This window comes from Streptococcus parasanguinis ATCC 15912, assembly GCF_000164675.2.
Lineage (GTDB): Bacteria > Bacillota > Bacilli > Lactobacillales > Streptococcaceae > Streptococcus > Streptococcus parasanguinis.
In genome coordinates this window covers 1,358,043-1,377,580 of the sequence record NC_015678.1, presented here as the reverse complement: position 1 = coordinate 1,377,580, position 19,538 = coordinate 1,358,043, and the positions used below count along the sequence as shown (strand labels likewise).

Sequence of the window (19,538 nt, the reverse complement as noted above, 5' to 3'; positions counted from 1 at the left end):
TAATAGGAACGATTGAATAAATGCGCTAGAAATAGCGAACAAGATAAGAGGAGAGAAATATGGCAAAAGATATTCGTGTGCGTTATGCACCAAGTCCAACAGGGCTATTACACATCGGAAACGCTCGTACAGCATTGTTTAACTACTTGTATGCGCGTCACCATGGTGGAACCTTTATCATCCGTATCGAAGATACGGACCGCAAACGTCACGTCGAAGACGGAGAACGTTCACAGCTTGAAAACCTTCGTTGGTTGGGCATGGACTGGGACGAAAGTCCAGAGACGCATGAAAACTACCGCCAATCAGAACGCTTGGAACTCTATCAAAAATACATTGACCAATTGCTAGCTGAAGGAAAAGCCTATAAATCTTACGTCACTGAAGAAGAGTTGGCAGCTGAACGTGAACGTCAAGAAGCAGCTGGGGAAACACCTCGCTACATCAATGAATACCTCGGCATGAGCGAAGAAGAAAAAGCAGCTTATATCGCAGAACGTGAAGCAGCAGGCATCATTCCAACTGTTCGTCTGGTGGTGAATGAGTCTGGTATCTACAAATGGCATGACATGGTCAAAGGCGATATCGAGTTTGAAGGTGGCAATATCGGTGGGGACTGGGTCATCCAAAAGAAAGATGGTTATCCAACTTACAACTTTGCCGTTGTGATCGATGACCACGATATGCAAATTTCTCACGTCATCCGTGGAGATGACCACATTGCCAACACCCCAAAACAACTCATGGTCTATGAAGCCCTTGGCTGGGAAGCGCCAGAGTTCGGTCACATGACCTTGATCATCAACTCTGAAACTGGTAAGAAGTTGTCTAAACGTGATACCAATACCCTTCAGTTCATCGAAGATTACCGGAAGAAAGGTTACCTTCCAGAAGCAGTCTTTAACTTTATCGCTCTTCTTGGTTGGAACCCTGGTGGGGAAGACGAAATCTTCTCTCGCGAAGAACTCATCAAGCTCTTTGATGAAAATCGTCTCAGCAAGTCTCCAGCAGCTTTCGACCAGAAGAAAATGGACTGGATGAGCAATGAGTATATCAAGAATGCGGATCTTGCGACCATCTTTGAAATGGCAAAACCATTCCTCGAAGAAGCAGGACGTTTGACAGACAAGGCTGAGAAATTGGTTGAACTCTACAAACCACAAATGAAATCAGTGGATGAAATCGTTCCATTGACAGACCTCTTCTTCTCAGACTTCCCAGAATTGACAGAAGCAGAGAAAGAAGTCATGGCTGGTGAAACAGTGCCAACTGTACTTGAAGCCTTCAAAGCGAAACTCGAAGCCATGTCAGACGATGAGTTTGTGGCAGAAAATATCTTCCCACAAATCAAAGCGGTTCAAAAAGAAACTGGTATCAAAGGGAAAAACCTCTTTATGCCAATCCGAATCGCCGTTTCAGGTGAGATGCATGGTCCTGAATTGCCAGATACCATCTACTTGCTTGGACGCGAAAAATCCATCCAACACATTGAAAGCATGTTGGAAAAAATTACAAAATAAAATATGAAATAGGGGTGATCATGGAGAACATTTCAAGATTTGTTCAGATCCCCCTGTTTTTGTATTATTTTGTCTCTAACTTTTCCATCAGATACGGATAATTTCAGCCAAAGGTATGGATCGACTATCTGAAATAAGGTATAATAATAACGTGGCAATAAGGCCGGTTGGAGGTTGATTTTCCAACTATTTCAGCCTATTTGTACTAGTTATTGATGTAAAAAAATATGGTTAGATAGAAATGAGGAAAAATGGCAGTTGTAGTCGGTCGGTATTGTGTGTTTTCACATAAGAATAAGCAATATTCGCGTTATTTTCGATTGTCACCTGATGGGCAGATCCAAGATATTGGTGGAGAAGGTCATGATAACGAACGATATTGGGATGTTGAAAATCATCAGATTCGTTTGTTTTCCAAGGATAAGCAATTGACAGCCACCTTTACCTGTTGTTATGAGGAGGAAGGCTATTCCTATTGGGAAGGAATGCATCAGCAAACCATTCCGCTCGAGTTGCGTCTTTATGATTTGCGATCAGATTTATTCGATTTCAAAACGAAATTCACAAGTCGTCATTTAATTGATTATGGTGCCTTAACTGTGGGGCCACATACTTATGGCATTCCTTTGTTGGTTGACTTTGATCATGGTGGAAAGGTTATCATAGGGGATTATTGCTCTATTGGACAGAATGTCTACTTTGTGACCGCCAATCATGCTCTTGACTTGGTGACGACGTATCCTTTTAAGAGCTTAGAAAAATTTTATACAGATCAGTCTTTGCCAATTTCGGATGATCATGTTCTTTGTAAACCTACCCTTGTAGGGAATGATGTCTGGATTGGTAACAATGTCCAAATTATGGCGGGAGTTACAATTGGAGATGGAGCGGTAATTGCGGCTGGATCTATTGTGACAAAGGATGTAGCGCCGTATGCAATCGTTGGAGGAAATCCAGCAAAACTCATCCGTTATCGTATTGAAGATGAAGAATAGCGTTTGGCAATGCAAAAGATTTCCTGGTGGGATTGGCCAGAACAAGTCGTTGCAGAACGACTAGAAAGTATGATGAGTAAGGATCTCTCTGCCTTTATTGCAGAATATCTTCCCAAATAAAAAAAGTAAAAAGTAAAAATGACAGAAAAAGTTAGTGTAATTGTACCCGTATATAACGTTGAAAAATACCTTAGACAGTGTTTGGATAGCATTCTTCAGCAGACCTATCAAAATCTTGAGATTCTAATCATCAATGATGGCTCAACAGATGGAAGTGATGCGATTTGTCGAGAGTATCTTGAAAAAGATGAACGAATCACCTATCATATTAAGGGAAATTCCGGTGTTTTTGACACCAGAATGATAGGATTGCAAGAAGCATCTGGTGCCTATGTGACCTTTGTTGATTCAGATGATTGGATAGAGAAAACTTATATTGAAGAACTGTATGATAAACTAATAACTTATCATGCAGATATAGTGGCCGCTAATTATTATCTCTTTAATGATGCAGAGAGTCTCTTTTATTTCTTTATGGGGGAGCAGGATTATTATGAGCGCCTCTATACCCCTGTACAGCTGATTGATGGACTTTATGAGACAAAGTTTAATAAGAGTTTTGCGCTCCTCTCTGCTTGGGGGAAACTTTATAAACGTTCCTTGTTTGATGAGTTACAATTTTCAAAGGATCGAATAGGAGAGGATCGTTTCTTGAGCCTCAAGGCTTTTTTGAGCAGTGAGAGAGTGGTCTATCTGAATAAAGGTTTATATGCTTATCGAGAACGCACGGGTAGTTTCTCTCATACTTGGACTGGGGAGTGGATGCCTGCCTTGGTTTGTGAGATGGAAGAAAAATTGGCGCTTTTAGCCAACCGGGGGTATCCTCTTGAAAAAACGATCAATCTTTATCAAATGGTATTAAAGGCGTGCTTGGCGAACAGTCGATTTCATGGTTTAGAGAATAGTGAGGCTTATCGACAAATTTCGGAAAAATACCAAGCCTTGAGTTTGATATCACAACCGCATCGTGGAGAAAAACGGGCTATTGTTTTGGCTGCCAATTATCCTTATCTAGATCAGGTTTTGGCAACGATGAAATCAGTCCTTTACCACCATCGGAATATCCGTTTTTACCTCATCAATGGTGATTTCCCACAGGAGTGGTTTACGGGGATGAATCGTCATCTTGTTCGTTTTGATAGTGACATTGTAAATTGTCGTGTCACGAGTTCGCAGATCCAACAGTACAAGACAGATATATCTTATACTGTTTTCTTGAGGTACTTTATTTCGGATTTTGTTAAAGAAGAGCGCGTGATTTACATGGATTGTGATATGGTAGTGACGGGGCCACTTGATGATCTCTTTACAATGGATCTAAAGGGATATCCTGTCGCAGCAGTCCGAGATTATGGGGGACGTGTCTTTTACAACCGAGAAATCTTCAATGCCGGCTTTTTAGTGATTGACAATGCTTATTGGAGAGCCAAACAAATGAGTCAATACCTGATTGAAATGACGAATGAATGGCACGATCGAGTGGACCAGGCAGATCAATCTATTTTAAATATGGTATTTGAAAACAATTGGTATGAACTGCCATTTGATCTGAATCATGTTGTGCTGCACAATCATTTTACAGATTATCAAATTCCAGAAGGTCAAGAGTTTCCAAAGGTTCTCCATTATTTATCTCATAGGAAACCATGGTTTCCGCTAGCGGCACAGACCTATCGGGATGTTTGGTGGTTTTATGCGCAATTGGATTGGTCGGAAGTTTCTAATAATCTTGATTTATCTCCACTGCGTGAAGTAGATCTCTACCCAGAAGGTCGTCCGCTTACTTGCTTGGTCTATACGAGTGTAGCAGAAATTCCTCATTTGGAGGATCTGATTCAACGCTTACCGAATGTTTGCTTTAAGATTGCTGCGCGTGTTCTAGTATCCGACGAGCTTGCACGCCTGCTCGTCTACCCAAATGTAACTGTATACTCAGGAATTAATAACATGCCTAACCTAGATGCAGAGTTAGTTACCTTGAGTGATGTATTACTGGATATCAATCCTGGCGAAAAGACAATAGAAATCTTAGATCGTTTTCAGTTGGAAGATAAGCCAATCTTGGCTTTTGAAGAAGTGAAATCGACAGAGCATCATCAACAGGTATTCCCAATGGAAGATTGGCAAGGATTGGTTGATGCGATTTGTAATATGAGAAAGGTACGAGAATAAATGACAGAATTTCAATTGGATGGTAAATTTCAACAGATTTCAATTGACCCTACAGCTCATGTCGAACTGGGGCAGGATGTTACCTTGCGTTCTTTTGTTTGCCTAGAGGTGGGGAATGGAGCAACCCTGAAACTCGGAAATCGCGTTTTTTTTAATATTAACTGTTCCATTCATTGTGGATATCATATTGAAATTGGTAAGGATACCATGTTTGGAGATGGCGTTCGTATTTTCGATAGTAATCATCAATATTCCAACTACCACGTAGAAAAAATCGCTTTTAATTACGGAAAGATCTCGATCGGAAAAAATTGTTGGATTGGTGCCAATGTTGTGATTCTTAAGGGAGTCACGATCGGTGACAATGTTATTATTGGTGCAGGAGCAGTCATTCATAAGGATATTCCAAGTAACTCCATTGTTGTAAGTAAAGAGGAACTCATCATAAAAGAGCGTCCGCAATTAGAGCATCATGTCTTTACTCTGACAGCTTCAGACACTCTGGAAAACCTGACGTATTTGGTAGAAAATCTTCCAGAAGTTTCGTTTCATATTGCAGCCAAGACCAATGTTTCAGATCGCTTAGAAGCCTTTAAGAAGTACGAGAATGTAACCTTATATACAAATGTCCACCATGATGATATTATAGAGGATTTATTAGATCAATCAGAAATCTATCTGGATATTAATCATTGGGATCAGGTGGATTCTATTGTGGATCGGGCATTTGAAAAGGGGAAACCGGTTTTCGCTTTTGATAATGTGGCTCACAGGACAGAGTTGGGAGGTAGTGTATTTTCCTATCAAAAGCCTGAAATGATGGTGGGAGAAATTCAAAGACGATTGTTTGGATATGCTGTGGATATAGTAAACTGAAAAAAGGAAATAGAAATGAAAAAGGCAATTGTACTGGGGGCCGATAATGGCTACATGGATAAGGTAGAAACAACGATTAAGTCAGTTTGTGCGCATAATGACCATATCAAATTCTACGTTTTTAATGATGACCTCCCTTCGGAATGGTTTCGTGTGATGAACAAACGATTGAAAACGATCCATTCAGAAATTGTAAATGTGAAAATTTCAGACCATTCGCTTAGAAATTATCGGTTAGCCATTAGTTATTTATCCTATGCGGCTTATTTTCGTTACTTTATTGGTGAATTTGTTGAGGAAGAACGAGCAATTTACTTGGACTCGGATATCATTGTAACGGGAAGTCTAGATAACTTATATAATGTTGACTTAGAAGAATATATGTTGGCGGGGGTACCTGATTATTTTGATGGTGATTATACAGGTGATTTTAATTCTGGTATGATGGTTGTTCCTGTCGCAAGATGGAAACAGGAGCAAGTTGCCTCACAATTGCTAGAATTGACAGAACAGTATCATCAAACTGTATTTGGTGATCAAGGAATTTTAAATATCTTGTTTAGAGGCCAATGGAAAAAACTAAATCGCTTAAATAATTTTATGCTCGGTATGGATACATTGGCACAAAGCGTAAATGATCGATCTTGGTATGATTCGGCCTTACCGGAAGGTGTTTATCCGCTAATTATTCACTATACAGGTGATAAACCATGGTATCATCTTTCAAACAATCGTTATCGTTCGACGTGGTGGTTTTACTATAGTGTGGATTGGTCAGATGTTCTGTTAAGAAAAAATCCCGTTAATGAAAATGAGGTGGGTGATTGGTATACTCTCATAGAACCACCAAAGTACTATACAGCTATTTTTACGGATTCTTGTGAACTAGAACAAATTGAAATACTTCTAAAAGAACTTCCACAAGTGCATTTTACAATATTGGCTCATACCGTTTTTGCCTCTTCTGTTATCGATCTACAAAAATTTGGAAATGTATCGATTCATCCAGGGTTCACACCATTTAATCTTGATGACATTATAAGAAAGCTCGATTTTTACTTGGATATTAATCATGGAAATCAAATCGCTGATATTATCAATAAGGTACATAATATGGGAAAGCCTGTTTATGCTTTTGATGTCACAAATCATGATGATTGCGGACGAAGCAAGGTTTTTCCCGTTTCTGAGGTGGATTTGATGATAAATGAGATTAAGTTGGAGTTAGATTGAAATAGAAAGGTTTATATGAATAAAGTTATAGCGTTAGGCGCCGACAATGGGTACATGGACAAGGTAGAAACAACAATCAAGTCAGTTTGTGCGCATAATGATAGCATTAAATTCTACGTTTTTAATGATGACCTTCCTTCGGAATGGTTTCGTGTGATGAGCAAACGTTTGGAGAAAATCAACTCAAAAATTGTCAATGCGAAGATTTCAGATAACCACTTACGAAAGTATCATCTTCCAATGGCTCATTTATCTTATGCGGCCTATTTCCGTTTTTTTATTCCTGAGGTAGTAGAGGAGGAAAAGGTTTTATACCTTGATTCAGATATTATTGTAGATGGGGACTTGACGGATTTGTTTGAGATAGACCTCGGTGATAGTCCTTTAGCTGCTGTTCGAGATGATTTACAACAGACAAATTTTAATTCAGGAGTCATGCTGATTAATAATAAGTATTGGAGAGAACATGACATTTCCACACAACTGTTTGAATTGGCGGATCAATACCATGAAGATGAATATGGTGATCAAGGTCTTCTAAATCGTTATTTTATTGGCCAGTGGAAAGAATTAGATATAAGCTATAATTTCATGGTTGGTATGGATAGTGTGGCTACTTCTTCTCCTCAAAGTGATGAATGGTATATCAAATCAAAACAGCATAAAAAGGTTTCTATTATCCATTATACGGCTGGTAAGCCCTGGCAGGCGGTGTTCAATAACCGTTTAGGTGATCGCTGGTGGTTCTATTATGCTCTAGATTGGTCAGATGTATTATTGCGCACAGAAATCACAAATCGTGATTTAGGAGCTTTAACTGTACAGGAACCCTATAATACGGCTATTTTCACAAATGCGTGTGAAATGGAACATTTGGAGTACCTGATTCAAGCCATGCCCAATGTACATTTCCATATTCTAGCCCATACAACTTTTGCATCGCAAGTCGTTGATCTTCAACGCTATCTTAATGTGACAATCTACCCTTGCTTTAACCGATATAATTTTGAAACCGTTTTGGAAAAAATAGATTTTTATCTTGATATCAATCATTTTAATGAAATTATGTCGATTACACAGGAAGTTCATAAACTTGGAAAACCAATCTACGCCTTTGACAATACCAGCAAGGACCAGTCTGGTGCAAGTCATGTTTATCCGGTTCAGAACCCTGAAATGATGGTGGAAGAAATTAAATCTTATCTGGTCACATTGGCTGATTAGGCTTGTGGAGAGAGAAAGATCGTTATCAGAGTACAACTGGAACTTGCTTGGAGGAGAAATGATTTACACTTTTAATCTGATGGTGGAATTAGAGCCTAACGGTGTTGATGTTGCCCAGGCTTACCGTGGACAAATCTTTAGGAAACTGGGGTGCCCAGCACGTTTTGTCTTTACACAAGTTCCTCCTAGATATAAATGGGATTACTATTTATCTTTGGGATATGCGGAAGATGAAATCATTCTAGCACATATGTTACTAACAGATCAGCGTGATATGACCTTGACAATGAGTGTGGAGAAAATGAAGCAAGGTTTGAATCTTCATTCCACTCCAATTGAACGAGATCAAGAGTTAATATTTCCGGAAGAGAATGGGATTTCACTTGTCTTTCATCGAAATACTCTTAAGTCAAATTATGTTGATTATGTCGATTATTATGTAGCTGGTCATCTTCTTCGTAGGGAACATTACGGGAGTGTAAAGCTTTATACAGAATATTTTACAGCTGTTCCCACTGATGCGGGCTTAGAAGCAAGAGTCTTTCAGCGCCTTTTTTATAATTTGGATGGTTCCGTAGCTTTAGAGGAAATGAAAAAGACACCAGGTGATCTGACGAAATCGGTCTATCGGCAGGGGGATCATTGGTTTTATAATGAGTCGGAGCTTTTGAGCCAAGCGATCGGCACCTTACAGTTCTCTGCAAAAGACCATATCATTGTGGATCGTTTAGAGCGTCTTCCCTTTACACAGACTCTTTTAAAAATGAAGGGAGAAGCAACCTTATCGTGTGTCCTTCATTCGATACACCATTGGGGTGACCGTATCAATTCCGAATATTTCCTTCTTTTTCAGTATGCTAACTATTTCGACCATATCATTGTATCTACGGAAGCGCAAAAGGAAGAATTAGAACGGGATCTGTCGACTGTTAAGCCTGTATCGGTCTTGCCTGTCGGTGGGCTTGAAGGCTTGCAATATGCTGATAATCGCAAATCTTATAGCTTGATGATTGCGGCCCGGTTTGAGCGGAGAAAGAGATTGGACCTAGCGATCGATGCGGTAGTGGCCTTGCATGAAAAAATCCCAGAGGTTACATTGGACATTTATGGTCAAGGTATGCTTTGGCAAGAAATAGAAGAAAAAATTAAGCAGTTAAATGCTCAAAGTTATATTCATCTCAAGGGGCACCAAGATCTTCAAACTCGTTTTAAGGAGTATGAACTTTATTTGGCCACTTCCGAGTGGGAAACGTTTGGCTTAACCTTGCTAGAGGCGATAGGATCTGGTCTTGTCATGGTGGGGACAGATGTCCCTTATGGGAATCCCACTTTTATAAAAAATGATCGAAATGGTTTTATCGTTCCGTTTGTAGATCGATCACATGAAGAAGTGGTTGCTGACTTGAATGGAGCGATGCAGAAGGCTTTCGAGCAATTGAATAGACTAAGAGAAGGTTCTTATGAATTGGCGAAACACTATATGACAGATCAAATGATTGGACAATGGAGAGATTTTTTGGTGAAATAGGGGAAGAATAGCGATGTATTATCTAGTCAATGAATGGACCTTAGACGACGAGAGATTGAGGAAGGACTTAGAACAAATTGGGCTATCGATCCAATCTCTACAGTTAGAAAATATTCTGGATTCTATTTTTTTCAATCAGAAAGTGGACTCACCTCTGCATATGACCAGCCTTCCGCTACCCCCGTTTTGGGAAGTGTGTGCGAATGGGGATATTGTTTCTGATGGAATGAAGAGGGGAAAGATAGACTGTTTTCAGGATCACCCTCAAAGGGTTAAAAAAGTAGATTGGTATGATCCAGATGGTCATTGCTCTGCGAGTGACCACTATGATCGATCTGGTAGCCTCTTTCTGAAAGAAGTTTGGAGTGCAAATGAACGCCATCTCTCTATTTATACGAATGATAGAATGGGGAAACTCTATCTATTTCATCAACATGATCGTGCGATCTATCAAGCGATCGATGGGTTAGAACAGGGGGTTTCCTCTATAGAAGAAGCGAAAAAGGTCCTTCTTCAAGAAGCCCTTTTGCAGGCTGAAACAGTCTTTTTGTCTGATCCAGAATTGTTGAAGGCCTTACCCAAACTTGAGAAGGAACAGATTATCTTCTATGGTCGGTCAACTCTTTCTGAAGCAGAACTTGCTCTTCTGGTGAACAAGGGTGTAAAAGTGTTCGTTCGTGAGCCTAACATTGTTATGGCGCCTCATTCGCTAGTATTATTCCCTACTTATTTGGGAGACTTGAGGGAATTTCAGCCACAGGTTCTCATTTTGACAAACACTCAAGAGATCGAACAAATTGAAGTTCTTGTGAACGCTCTTCCTCATTTTCAGTTTCATATTGCAGCCTTGACAGAAATGGGGGGACGATTAGTGCGTCTCAATGATTACTCAAATGTTCACCTTTATCCAGGAATTTCAGGTGAGAATTATGAGCGGTTATTAGATCAATGCCGTATCTACCTAGATATCGCTTATGCAAATGAAATTTTAGACGGAAATCGAATGGCTCTTGAAAAAGGAATGATCTTATATGCCTTTGAAGAAACCTGTCACCGACCAAATGTTTATACAAAAGATCACTTGTTTCAAAAAGATGCCGTTACAGACTTGATCGATGAACTATCTCAGCTGGAAGATCCTAAAAGATATCAATCAGCCTATGATAAGCAAAAGATGCATCCGACGCTAGCAACAAAAGAAGAGTTAAAGAGGATAGTTCAAATGACAGAAAATAAAGAAGGGAAACTATGACGAAAGTACATATTACAAATCTATATGGTATGGCAGGCGATAGCACTGTTATCTTAGCTCAGAATGCTGTGACAGAAATTGCACGTTCAATGGGTTTTCGTGAAATCGGAATCTATTTTTATAATATCACGACAGATAGTCCAGGGGAACGAAGCAAGCGTCTGGATGGGATCATGGCTAGTATCTCATTTGGAGATATTGTTATCTTTCAATCACCAACTTGGAATGGTTGGGAATTTGATGCGGAATTTGTAGCGAAGATGAAGGATCTGAGGGTCAAATTAGTGGTGTTCATCCATGATGTTGTTCCACTGATGTTCCGAGATAATGCCTACCTCATGCCAGTTTATATGGATATGTTCAACCAAGCAGATGTTATCATCGCGCCATCACAGCAGATGGTAGATCGTCTGCGTAAAGAAGGGCTAACGGTGGAAAAAGTCTTGATTCAAGAATTTTGGGATCATCCTCATAACCTCAGTTTGAACCAACCAGGATTTAAAAAAGAGATTTTCTTTGCAGGATCTTTGACACGTTTTCCAGAGTTGCAAAATTGGGTTTATGAAACTCCTTTGCGAGTTTTTGCGAATGAGCCAAAGAGCAATCCAGAAGCCAATTTGGTGATTGAAGGGTGGAAGCGAAATGAAGAACTCCTGATGGAACTATCTAAAGGAGGATTTGGTCTTGTCTGGAATACCCAGTACAACGATGGGGAGAATGTTGACTACTACGAAATGAATATTTCACATAAGCTTAGCACCTATCTTGCAGCAGGAATTCCTGTGATTGTACCCAACACCTTATCAAATAGTCACCTGATAGAAGAGCGTGGCTTAGGATTTGCTGTGAACAGTTTGGAAGAAGCCAATCAATTGGTTCAAAATATGGATCCAAAAATGTATCAAGAAATCAGTAATAGGGCCCAAGGCTTTGCTTTCCTCCTTAAAGAGGGCTATATCACTAAGAAGTTGTTAGTTGATTCAATCTTTTGTCTGGCCTGCAAGTGATGAATACCTTTCACATCGCACTCTCTGCTAAAATATAAAAGAAAATGGAAAAAATGGAAAAAATTAGTGTCATCGTCCCTGTATATAATTCAGAGGCCTATCTTGAAAATTGCTTAAATAGTATCATCCAACAGACCTATCAAAATTTAGAAATTATCTTAGTCAACGATGGTTCAACGGATGGTTCTGCCGCTATTTGCCAACGCTACAAGACTCAGGACCCTCGAGTGAAGGTCTATCATAAGCCTAATGGAGGAGTTGGATCTAGTCGGAATCGTGCTTTAGAAGCGGTGACGGGAGACTACATTCTCTTTGTGGATAATGATGATTGGTTGGAACTGGATCATATCGAGAGTTTATATCATTTGCTGAAAAAAGCAGATGCAGATATTGCAATTGGAAATTTCACTCAATTTATGGAAGAAGAGGGGAATTTTTTAATCCATGTTGGGGGAAATGATTATTTCGAGCGTATCTATTCTCCTTTTGAGTGGTTCCAACATCAATATGATGGGCAGTATAATCTGAGCCAATGTTTCACGGTCCCTTGGGCAAAGCTTTATAAGGCGGAATTGTTTAAAGAGATTGTTTATCCAACAGATAAAACGGTAGAGGATGATTATACGACCTACAAGGTCTATCTACAAGCTGATAAAATTGTCTATATGAACCGTGCCATCTATCTGCATCGTAAACGTGAGACAAGTGTGACCAAAACGGTCAATCTTGCAGATGTTTATCCGTTACAAAGTATCGAAGAACGCATGATGATTCTTCAATTGATCGGAGCTCCAAAGGGCTTAATAGATGCAGAAATTGCTGCTTACAAGTGGCGATTGGCCATTCATGAAGAAGAGACCTTAAAACATGGAGACATGGAAGCTTACCAGCAAGTACTGGTAAAAAGACGGATCAAGGAGAAGAGTGTTCATGCATGATACAAAAAGTCGAGCGATTGTTCTAGCAGGAAATCAGAACTATACCGCTCAGTTATCGACGACTATAAAATCCATCTTTTATCACAATAAAGATGTGAAAATTTATGTTTTGAATCGAGATATCCTTCCAGACTGGTTTCGAAAACCACGGAAGATGGCTCAGCTCTTAGGGGGCGACCTCATTGATGTCAAATTGAATCCAGATGATCTGAAGGATACCTGGTGGACTCAGGAACATATTAGTATGGATACGTATTCTCGCTATTTTATTTCCAAGTATATCTCAGAGGAAAAGGTGCTGTATCTCGATGCGGATTTGCTGGTTCTAAAGAACTTAGAGGATATCTTTGAAATAGATATGAAGGACTACCCGATTGCAGCCGTGATGGACACAGATAACCAAAGCTTTAATGCGGGTGTCTTATTAATTGACAATGGTTTGTGGAAACGAGAAAATATGACAGAGCAGTTGGTGAATGAGACGAATGGTTCACTCCAGCAAGCTCTAGAAGGAAATATTCCTAAATTTAATGGGGATCAGACAATCTTTAATAAGGTCTTTCGTGATAGATGGTTGGCCTTGGATAAAAGGATGAACCTCCAAGTTGGTCATGACGTGACTGCTTTTATGAGTCATTGGCCAAATCACTTTATAGATAGTGAAGATCCCTATATTGTGCATTTTGTCTCTCACCGAAAACCATGGACGACGCTAAGTGCCAATCGTTTCCGCCAATTATGGTGGGCCTTTCATGATATGGATTACAGTCAGGTCTTGTCTCACCATATGGGGGACTTCCAGATAGAAATGGATCCAGATTATGAGCTCCATCTGTTCAATTTGACCAATTCTCAAACCTTTAAAAACCTTGAGGAATTGATTCAGGGACATCCGAAGGTCTTGTTCCATATTGCAGCCTATACGGAAATGGGAGAGAAATTGGTGCGTCTTGCAAAATATGAAAATGTGAGATTGTATCCAGAAGTCGTCCCTCCAGTATTGGAAGAACTTATCCATCGTTCTGCTGCCTATTTAGATATTAACTATGGTACTGCTGATCAAGCAACCTTGGCGACTTATGCGAAAATAGGGAAACCGATCTTGTCCTTCCCAGAAACCAGACATAGTGAGCAAGCGCAGTTAGAGGTCAACACGATTGAACAAATGCATTCACTCATTAAAGAGCGTATAAAGACAGGGAAATGGGGAGAAGTTCACGAGCTTCCACGATTGCACTCCTTTACCATGACCCAAACGCAAGATCTCGAGTCAATCGAAGAACTGGTTTGTGCTCTTCCTTTTGTACAGTTTCATATCGGTGCTTGGACAGCTATGGGGCCTAAGTTAGTCGAATTAAAGCAACATCCCAATGTTAGTTTGTATCCTGCGATCAATCAGGAGCGGTTGAACCAGCTGATTCATAGTGCGGATCTTTATTTGGATATTAATCATGGCGATGAAGCTGGTGAGATTCTATCACAGGTAGAATTGGTGGGGATTCCTAGTTTTGGTTTTTATAAAACCCAACACGGGAACCATGGGCAGTTTCTTTTTTCAAGTGAGCGACTACAGGAACTGATCACGGCGATTGAACAGTTGGATGAGGAAGGAAGCTTGCCTAAAATTCTCCCTCTACCAACGGTTAAGTCCATTGATGAGAGTCTGGACTTCATTAGGGAAAATCATTCATCTGTCATTCGTTTTGGAGATGGTGAAATCAATCTAATAGCTGGCCATTCTATCGCCTACCAAGATTATCATCCTGAACTGGCACGATCTCTACGTGAGTTGGTTGGAATGAACAGTTCAGAAAAACTCTTAGTCTGTTTGCCAGATGCTTTCGAAGATCGCTTCCAATTTACATGGTGGGCAGAAGATTTTTGGAAAAAGCATTTGGATCATTATGATCAGTTTTATCGTGAAATTGCTCCAGCTCCTTGCTATGGATCTACCTTTATTTCACGCCCTTATATTGACTTTAAAGATAAAAGTCGAGCAGCCTCCCAGTTTGACAAACTTAAAAAACTGTGGGAGAATCGGGATATTCTGATTGTTGAAGGAGCAACTTCTCGTACTGGGGTGGGTAATGATCTGTTTGATCGTGCAAACTCCATCCTACGAATTGTTTGTTCTTCACACAATGCTTATAAGGATGTGGACACAATCGAGGCCACGATTCGCCAATATGCGGAGGATCGCTTAATTCTGATTATGTTAGGCCCAACCGCAAAAGTATTGGCTGCTCATTTGGCGAATGATGGTTACCAAGCACTGGATATTGGGCATATTGATTCAGAATACGAGTGGCTGCAGATGGGAGCACAGACGAAAGTCAAGTTGAAACACAAACACACGGCAGAATATAATTTTGACCAAGATATTGAATTCATCGAGGATGAAACCTACACCAAACAAATCGTGGCAGACTTATCTCGTTTGCCAATAGAATAAGAAAGATACATGAATAATAAAAATGCAGTAGTATTGGCAGGAGATTATGCTTATATTCGTCAGATAGAGACCACTTTAAAATCTCTTTGCTATCACAATCGCCAGCTTAAAATATACCTTTTCAATCAAGATATCCCAGTTGAGTGGTTCCGTGCCACGAGAGAGCATGTGGAGAGACTTGGAGGAGAGCTTCTTGATATTAAGTTGATTGGACCACAGTTCCAGATGAATTGGACGAACAAACTGGGTCATATCAACCATATGACCTTTGCACGGTATTTTATTCCAGATTTTGTTCAGGAGGATCAGGTTCTTTATTTGGATAGTGATCTTGTTGTGACTGGGAATCTTGATTCTCTTTTCAATCAGGAGTTGGGAGAGAATTATGTTGCTGCCGTTCGTTCTTGTTTTGATGCGGGAATCGGTTTTAATGCGGGCGTATTATTGATCAATAACCGTCTTTGGAAGGATCAGCAAATCCGTCAGGTTCTAGTCGAAACGACAGAGCGCGAACATGCAAATGTGGGAGAAGGGGATCAGTCGATTCTCAATATGGTATTTGAAGATCGCTATTTAAAATTGGATGATATTTACAATTTTCAAATTGGCTTTGATGCGGGAGCAGGGGAAGCTGGTCATCGTTTTGTGTTTGAAATCCCTTTGGTCCCGCTTCCTTTGATTCTTCATTATATCTCTCCTGATAAACCGTGGAACCAATTTTCAGTAGTGAGATTACGTGACCAATGGTGGCGGTATCATCTAATGGAATGGTCTGAGGTGATGAGTCATTGGAAAGAACGTGGCTTTGAGTTGGGACCAAAAAATTCCAAGCCCCTTCTAACCTGTTATACACTAACGAATTCTTATCTCTTAGAACAGATAGAATATTTGGTCCAACACCTTCCGGAAGTTCATTTTGAAATCGCTGCTTATACTTATATGGCAGTAGAGTTATTACGTTTATCACAATATCCGAATGTGAGTCTTTATCCGAATACGTATCCGCTTTTGATTGAGCAACAGTTACCACAGGTAGATCTTTATTTAGATATCAATCATTTTGATAAAATTCCATTGATATATGAGTTGGTTGGTCAGGCCGGAATCGCGATGTTTGCATTTGAAAATACCCAGGGACAGGGACAAACTTATCAGGCTGTTTTTTCTCATGAACATCCAGAAGAAATGGTGGCAGCTATACGTCATTATATTGAAGAGCGTAGAAGTAATAGAAAGGGGCCAGACTTATTGTGAGCAGATTTCGACATACCGTTGTTTTAAAACGGATTTCTTGGACCTTGTTTTTCCTCTTTATATATATGTTAGGAAGCCAATTGCTATTACCTTTTGTCAATCTAGATGATCCTAACTTTTTAGGTGGAGCCACTTACTCGTTAACTTTTACAAGTGCCATGATGGGAGGGAATCTAAAGTCGCTTTCTGTCTTCTCTGTCGGCTTATCCCCCTGGATGTCTGCCATGATTCTCTGGCAAATGTTCACACTTTCGAAAAAGTCAAACTTAGGGAAATTACCAATAGAAATTCAAGATCGGAGACGAATGTATTTGACATTAGGGATTGCTTTGATCCAGTCATTGGCTGTTTCTCTCAACTTACCGATTGAGGCGGGCATCCCCAAGGGACTAGCAATTGCCACAAATACGTTGCTTTTAATAGCGGGGGCCTTCTTTCTGGTTTGGCTGTCAGACCTGAATTCTTTCATGGGAATTGGCGGTTCTATTGTGATTTTGATGGCTAGTATGGTAGCGAATATTCCACAACAGATTGTGACGAGTATCCAACGCTTGCATGTTGGCTTGGATTTTATTCTCTTACTGGTTGTCATGGGTGTGATCTTTCTCTACGTTTCTGTTACTTTCCAGGAGGCGCGCTATCGGATTCCAGTAAATAAAATTGATATTCATAATCGGTTTAAACAATACTCTTATTTGGATATTATGTTGACACCAGCAGGTGGGATGCCTTTTATGTATGCCATTTCAATGGTTTCTATTCCTCAGTATGTGCTGCTCTTGTTGCGGATGGTACTTCCTAAAGCTGACTGGATTCCTAAATGGATATCGGCTCTCACAATTGGGCAACCTCTTTGGCTGGTGCTCTACCAACTGATTCTGTTTGTTTTGTCCATTGCTTTTGCCTTTGTAAATGTCAGTGGTGAACAAATCTCAGAGCGGATGCGGAAGTCCGGCGAATATATCTATGGTATTTATCCTGGTCCCGATACTAGTCGATTCCTGAATCGTTTAGTCATGAGATTTGCAGTTATTGGAGCAGTATATACTGTTTTGATGGCGGGAGGCCCCATGTTGGTCGTTTTAATGGATCCACAATATCTACAATTAAGTATGATCCCAGGTATGTTTCTGATTTTTAGTGGGATGGTTTATAATATTCGAGAAGAAGTAAAAGCCTTGACACTAAATGAATCCTACAAGGGATTGTTTGAGTAGAATGATAGTGAGAAATGCTGGTGCAAATACGATCGCTCTCAAGAATGTTTTGAGAGTGATAGGCAGCTAGATGAATCAATTGTCTGGCTACCTATCACTACGATGTTCGTAGCCCAGTAGAAAAAGTTTTGGTCTTTGCTTATGGAAGATTGGTTTTCTATAGAAAAGGCATCTTTAATGCTATCCCCCCGCTTTGTTGTGGGGATAAGCGCGTGAATTTTAATCAAAATAAAGTCATTGAAAAGGAGCACTATGTACTATTTTATTCCTGCTTGGTACGGGCAAGGGGTTGAGTTTTGGCAACCAGATATGACCCCATGGTACAATAGAAGAAAAAAAATTGATTTTGATGATACACTCCATCAAGTGAGAATCTTTCAAGAACAGGATCTGGATCCGACCCTATTGTTGTTGACCTACCAACCTCATTTACGGTATTTTTTGCATCGATACGATCTTTTAGAAGCCAATTATTTCTCAGTTTTTGATGCGATTCAAGGAATTCTCGATCAACCCATGCGTTGCCTTCAAGTGAAGGATTTAAGCTGGGGAGATGATTGTGATTTTATCTATACCCCCTTTGCAATTGTAGTAGAGAAGAGGGGGCAACGTTACGCCGAAATTGAACTAGGACCCGAAGGATATCTGAGCATGATCCGCTATTTTCGAAATGGTCAAATCTTGAGAGAAGTGATTTATGATGATCGTGGCTTTGTTTCCAGTGTTCTTCAATTTCAAGATGGGCAGGCAAGTTATCGTGCCTATATGAATTCAGAAGGGATATGGCAGTTGTGCCATTTTCTTGATGGACGTGGAATTGTCTGCAATCCGGATATGAAGCATCGCTTTAAAAAAGACTACTATCTTAATTTGGAAGAGGTTATTTGGGAGTTCTTTGATCGCTATCTTGAAGAACAGGCCCAAAGCTCGGATTGTTTTGTAGTGGCTTCTGAACGAAGGATGAACCGAGATGTTTTTGAGCATCTTCCTCAGGAGAGCAAAAAGGTTTTAACCTGGTTTAAAGAGAGGAATCAATCAGATTCAATAGAAGATTACGAACCCTATTTAAAGGCAACCCAATTAGTGGTTAGTGATCATCAGAAGTTTGTGGATCAGGTTTGTGAATATTTCCCAGATCAGGCGTCAAAAGTTCGACATATGGCGCCCTATGATACGCGACTTTCTCTAGGGATGAGTCAACGTGTAAAAGAATCAAAAATTTTTTATCAGATCGATTTAGACCAGTTGGATATGGATGCCATTTATCAAGTATTGGCATTTGTAGCTAAATACCCTAGAACGAAGGTGTTGTTTGGTTGTTTCAATGCCCAGCATGCTGACTTTGAAAGTTTGAAAAAAGGAGTAGAAGACCTCATTTCAAGGTCCTTTCGACTAGATGATTTTGTATCTATTAAAGAAAGTCAAGGGGCTGAAAATAAGTTAGTAGAAAATCAAGAAATGGAGTATCGTTTTGACTTTGTAAACCTTCTTGATGAAACAACTTTGATGAGGGAATTGGAGTACACACGTCTGATTGTCGATCTGAGTCCTGAACCTCATCGATACACCCAGCTTGCTGGTATCAGCGCAGGGATCCCTCAGATAAATATTGTAGCTTCTGATTATGTTAGTCACTTAGAGAATGGTTATATTTTAGAACAATTAGCAGACTTTGAGGAAGCCGCATACTATTATCTAGGTCAATTAAAACATTGGAATCAAGCTTTAATTGCTGCAATTGATAAGATCAGAGAAAATACAGGGGATCGCTTTGTCGCAAAATGGGAAAATGACTTGAAGGAGAAATAAA

The 19,538-nt window shown here is 39.9% G+C and carries 14 protein-coding genes; all 14 read left to right on the top strand.

Translation table 11 applies throughout. The features are described 5' to 3' along the window. The first annotated feature begins 59 nt into the window (after nucleotides 1-59). A complete protein-coding gene (gene gltX, locus HMPREF0833_RS06425; protein ID WP_013904243.1) occupies nucleotides 60-1,520 on the top strand; it encodes a glutamate--tRNA ligase in 1,461 nt (486 codons plus the stop codon). Between the two features lie 251 nt (nucleotides 1,521-1,771). Beyond that, nucleotides 1,772-2,515, top strand: a complete 744-nt coding sequence (locus HMPREF0833_RS06420; RefSeq protein WP_013904242.1) for a CatB-related O-acetyltransferase — start codon at nucleotides 1,772-1,774, stop codon at nucleotides 2,513-2,515. Nucleotides 2,516-2,653: 138 nt separating this feature from the next. Further along, the gene (locus HMPREF0833_RS06415) at nucleotides 2,654-4,747 is read left to right on the top strand and encodes a glycosyltransferase (RefSeq protein ID WP_013904241.1); all 2,094 of its coding nucleotides are present in this window, start codon (nucleotides 2,654-2,656) and stop codon (nucleotides 4,745-4,747) included. Next, entirely contained in the window at nucleotides 4,748-5,623 is an 876-nt protein-coding gene (locus tag HMPREF0833_RS06410) for an acyltransferase (protein ID WP_013904240.1), read from the top strand. It abuts the gene before it with no gap. Nucleotides 5,624-5,638: 15 nt separating this feature from the next. Continuing rightward, the gene (locus tag HMPREF0833_RS06405) at nucleotides 5,639-6,856 is read left to right on the top strand and encodes a glycosyltransferase family 8 protein (protein WP_013904239.1); all 1,218 of its coding nucleotides are present in this window, start codon (nucleotides 5,639-5,641) and stop codon (nucleotides 6,854-6,856) included. 15 nt (nucleotides 6,857-6,871) lie between these two features. Beyond that, nucleotides 6,872-8,080: a glycosyltransferase family 8 protein gene (locus HMPREF0833_RS06400; RefSeq protein WP_013904238.1), complete on the top strand. Its 1,209-nt coding sequence runs from the start codon at nucleotides 6,872-6,874 to the stop codon at nucleotides 8,078-8,080. Nucleotides 8,081-8,138: 58 nt separating this feature from the next. After that, on the top strand, nucleotides 8,139-9,608 hold the full coding sequence (locus HMPREF0833_RS06395) for a glycosyltransferase (RefSeq protein WP_013904237.1): 1,470 nt from the start codon (nucleotides 8,139-8,141) through the stop codon (nucleotides 9,606-9,608). 13 nt (nucleotides 9,609-9,621) lie between these two features. Beyond that, on the top strand, nucleotides 9,622-10,860 hold the full coding sequence (locus HMPREF0833_RS06390) for a glycosyltransferase family protein (RefSeq protein WP_013904236.1): 1,239 nt from the start codon (nucleotides 9,622-9,624) through the stop codon (nucleotides 10,858-10,860). Then, a complete protein-coding gene (locus HMPREF0833_RS06385) occupies nucleotides 10,857-11,867 on the top strand; it encodes a sugar transferase (RefSeq protein WP_013904235.1) in 1,011 nt (336 codons plus the stop codon). Before HMPREF0833_RS06390 ends, HMPREF0833_RS06385 begins: the two co-directional genes overlap by 4 nt. 53 nt (nucleotides 11,868-11,920) lie before the next feature. Then, the gene (locus HMPREF0833_RS06380; RefSeq protein WP_041818505.1) at nucleotides 11,921-12,805 is read left to right on the top strand and encodes a glycosyltransferase family 2 protein; all 885 of its coding nucleotides are present in this window, start codon (nucleotides 11,921-11,923) and stop codon (nucleotides 12,803-12,805) included. Then, on the top strand, nucleotides 12,798-15,257 hold the full coding sequence (locus HMPREF0833_RS06375; RefSeq protein ID WP_013904233.1) for an SP_1767 family glycosyltransferase: 2,460 nt from the start codon (nucleotides 12,798-12,800) through the stop codon (nucleotides 15,255-15,257). Before HMPREF0833_RS06380 ends, HMPREF0833_RS06375 begins: the two co-directional genes overlap by 8 nt. Before the next feature lie 9 nt (nucleotides 15,258-15,266). After that, the gene (locus HMPREF0833_RS06370) at nucleotides 15,267-16,511 is read left to right on the top strand and encodes a glycosyltransferase (protein ID WP_013904232.1); all 1,245 of its coding nucleotides are present in this window, start codon (nucleotides 15,267-15,269) and stop codon (nucleotides 16,509-16,511) included. Continuing rightward, entirely contained in the window at nucleotides 16,508-17,728 is a 1,221-nt protein-coding gene (secY2, locus tag HMPREF0833_RS06365; protein WP_080559862.1) for an accessory Sec system protein translocase subunit SecY2, read from the top strand. Before HMPREF0833_RS06370 ends, secY2 begins: the two co-directional genes overlap by 4 nt. Nucleotides 17,729-17,980: 252 nt before the next feature. Then, complete coding sequence (gene asp1, locus HMPREF0833_RS06360; RefSeq protein WP_013904230.1) at nucleotides 17,981-19,537, top strand: accessory Sec system protein Asp1; 1,557 nt, start codon at nucleotides 17,981-17,983, stop codon at nucleotides 19,535-19,537. The last annotated feature ends 1 nt before the right edge of the window (nucleotide 19,538 follow it).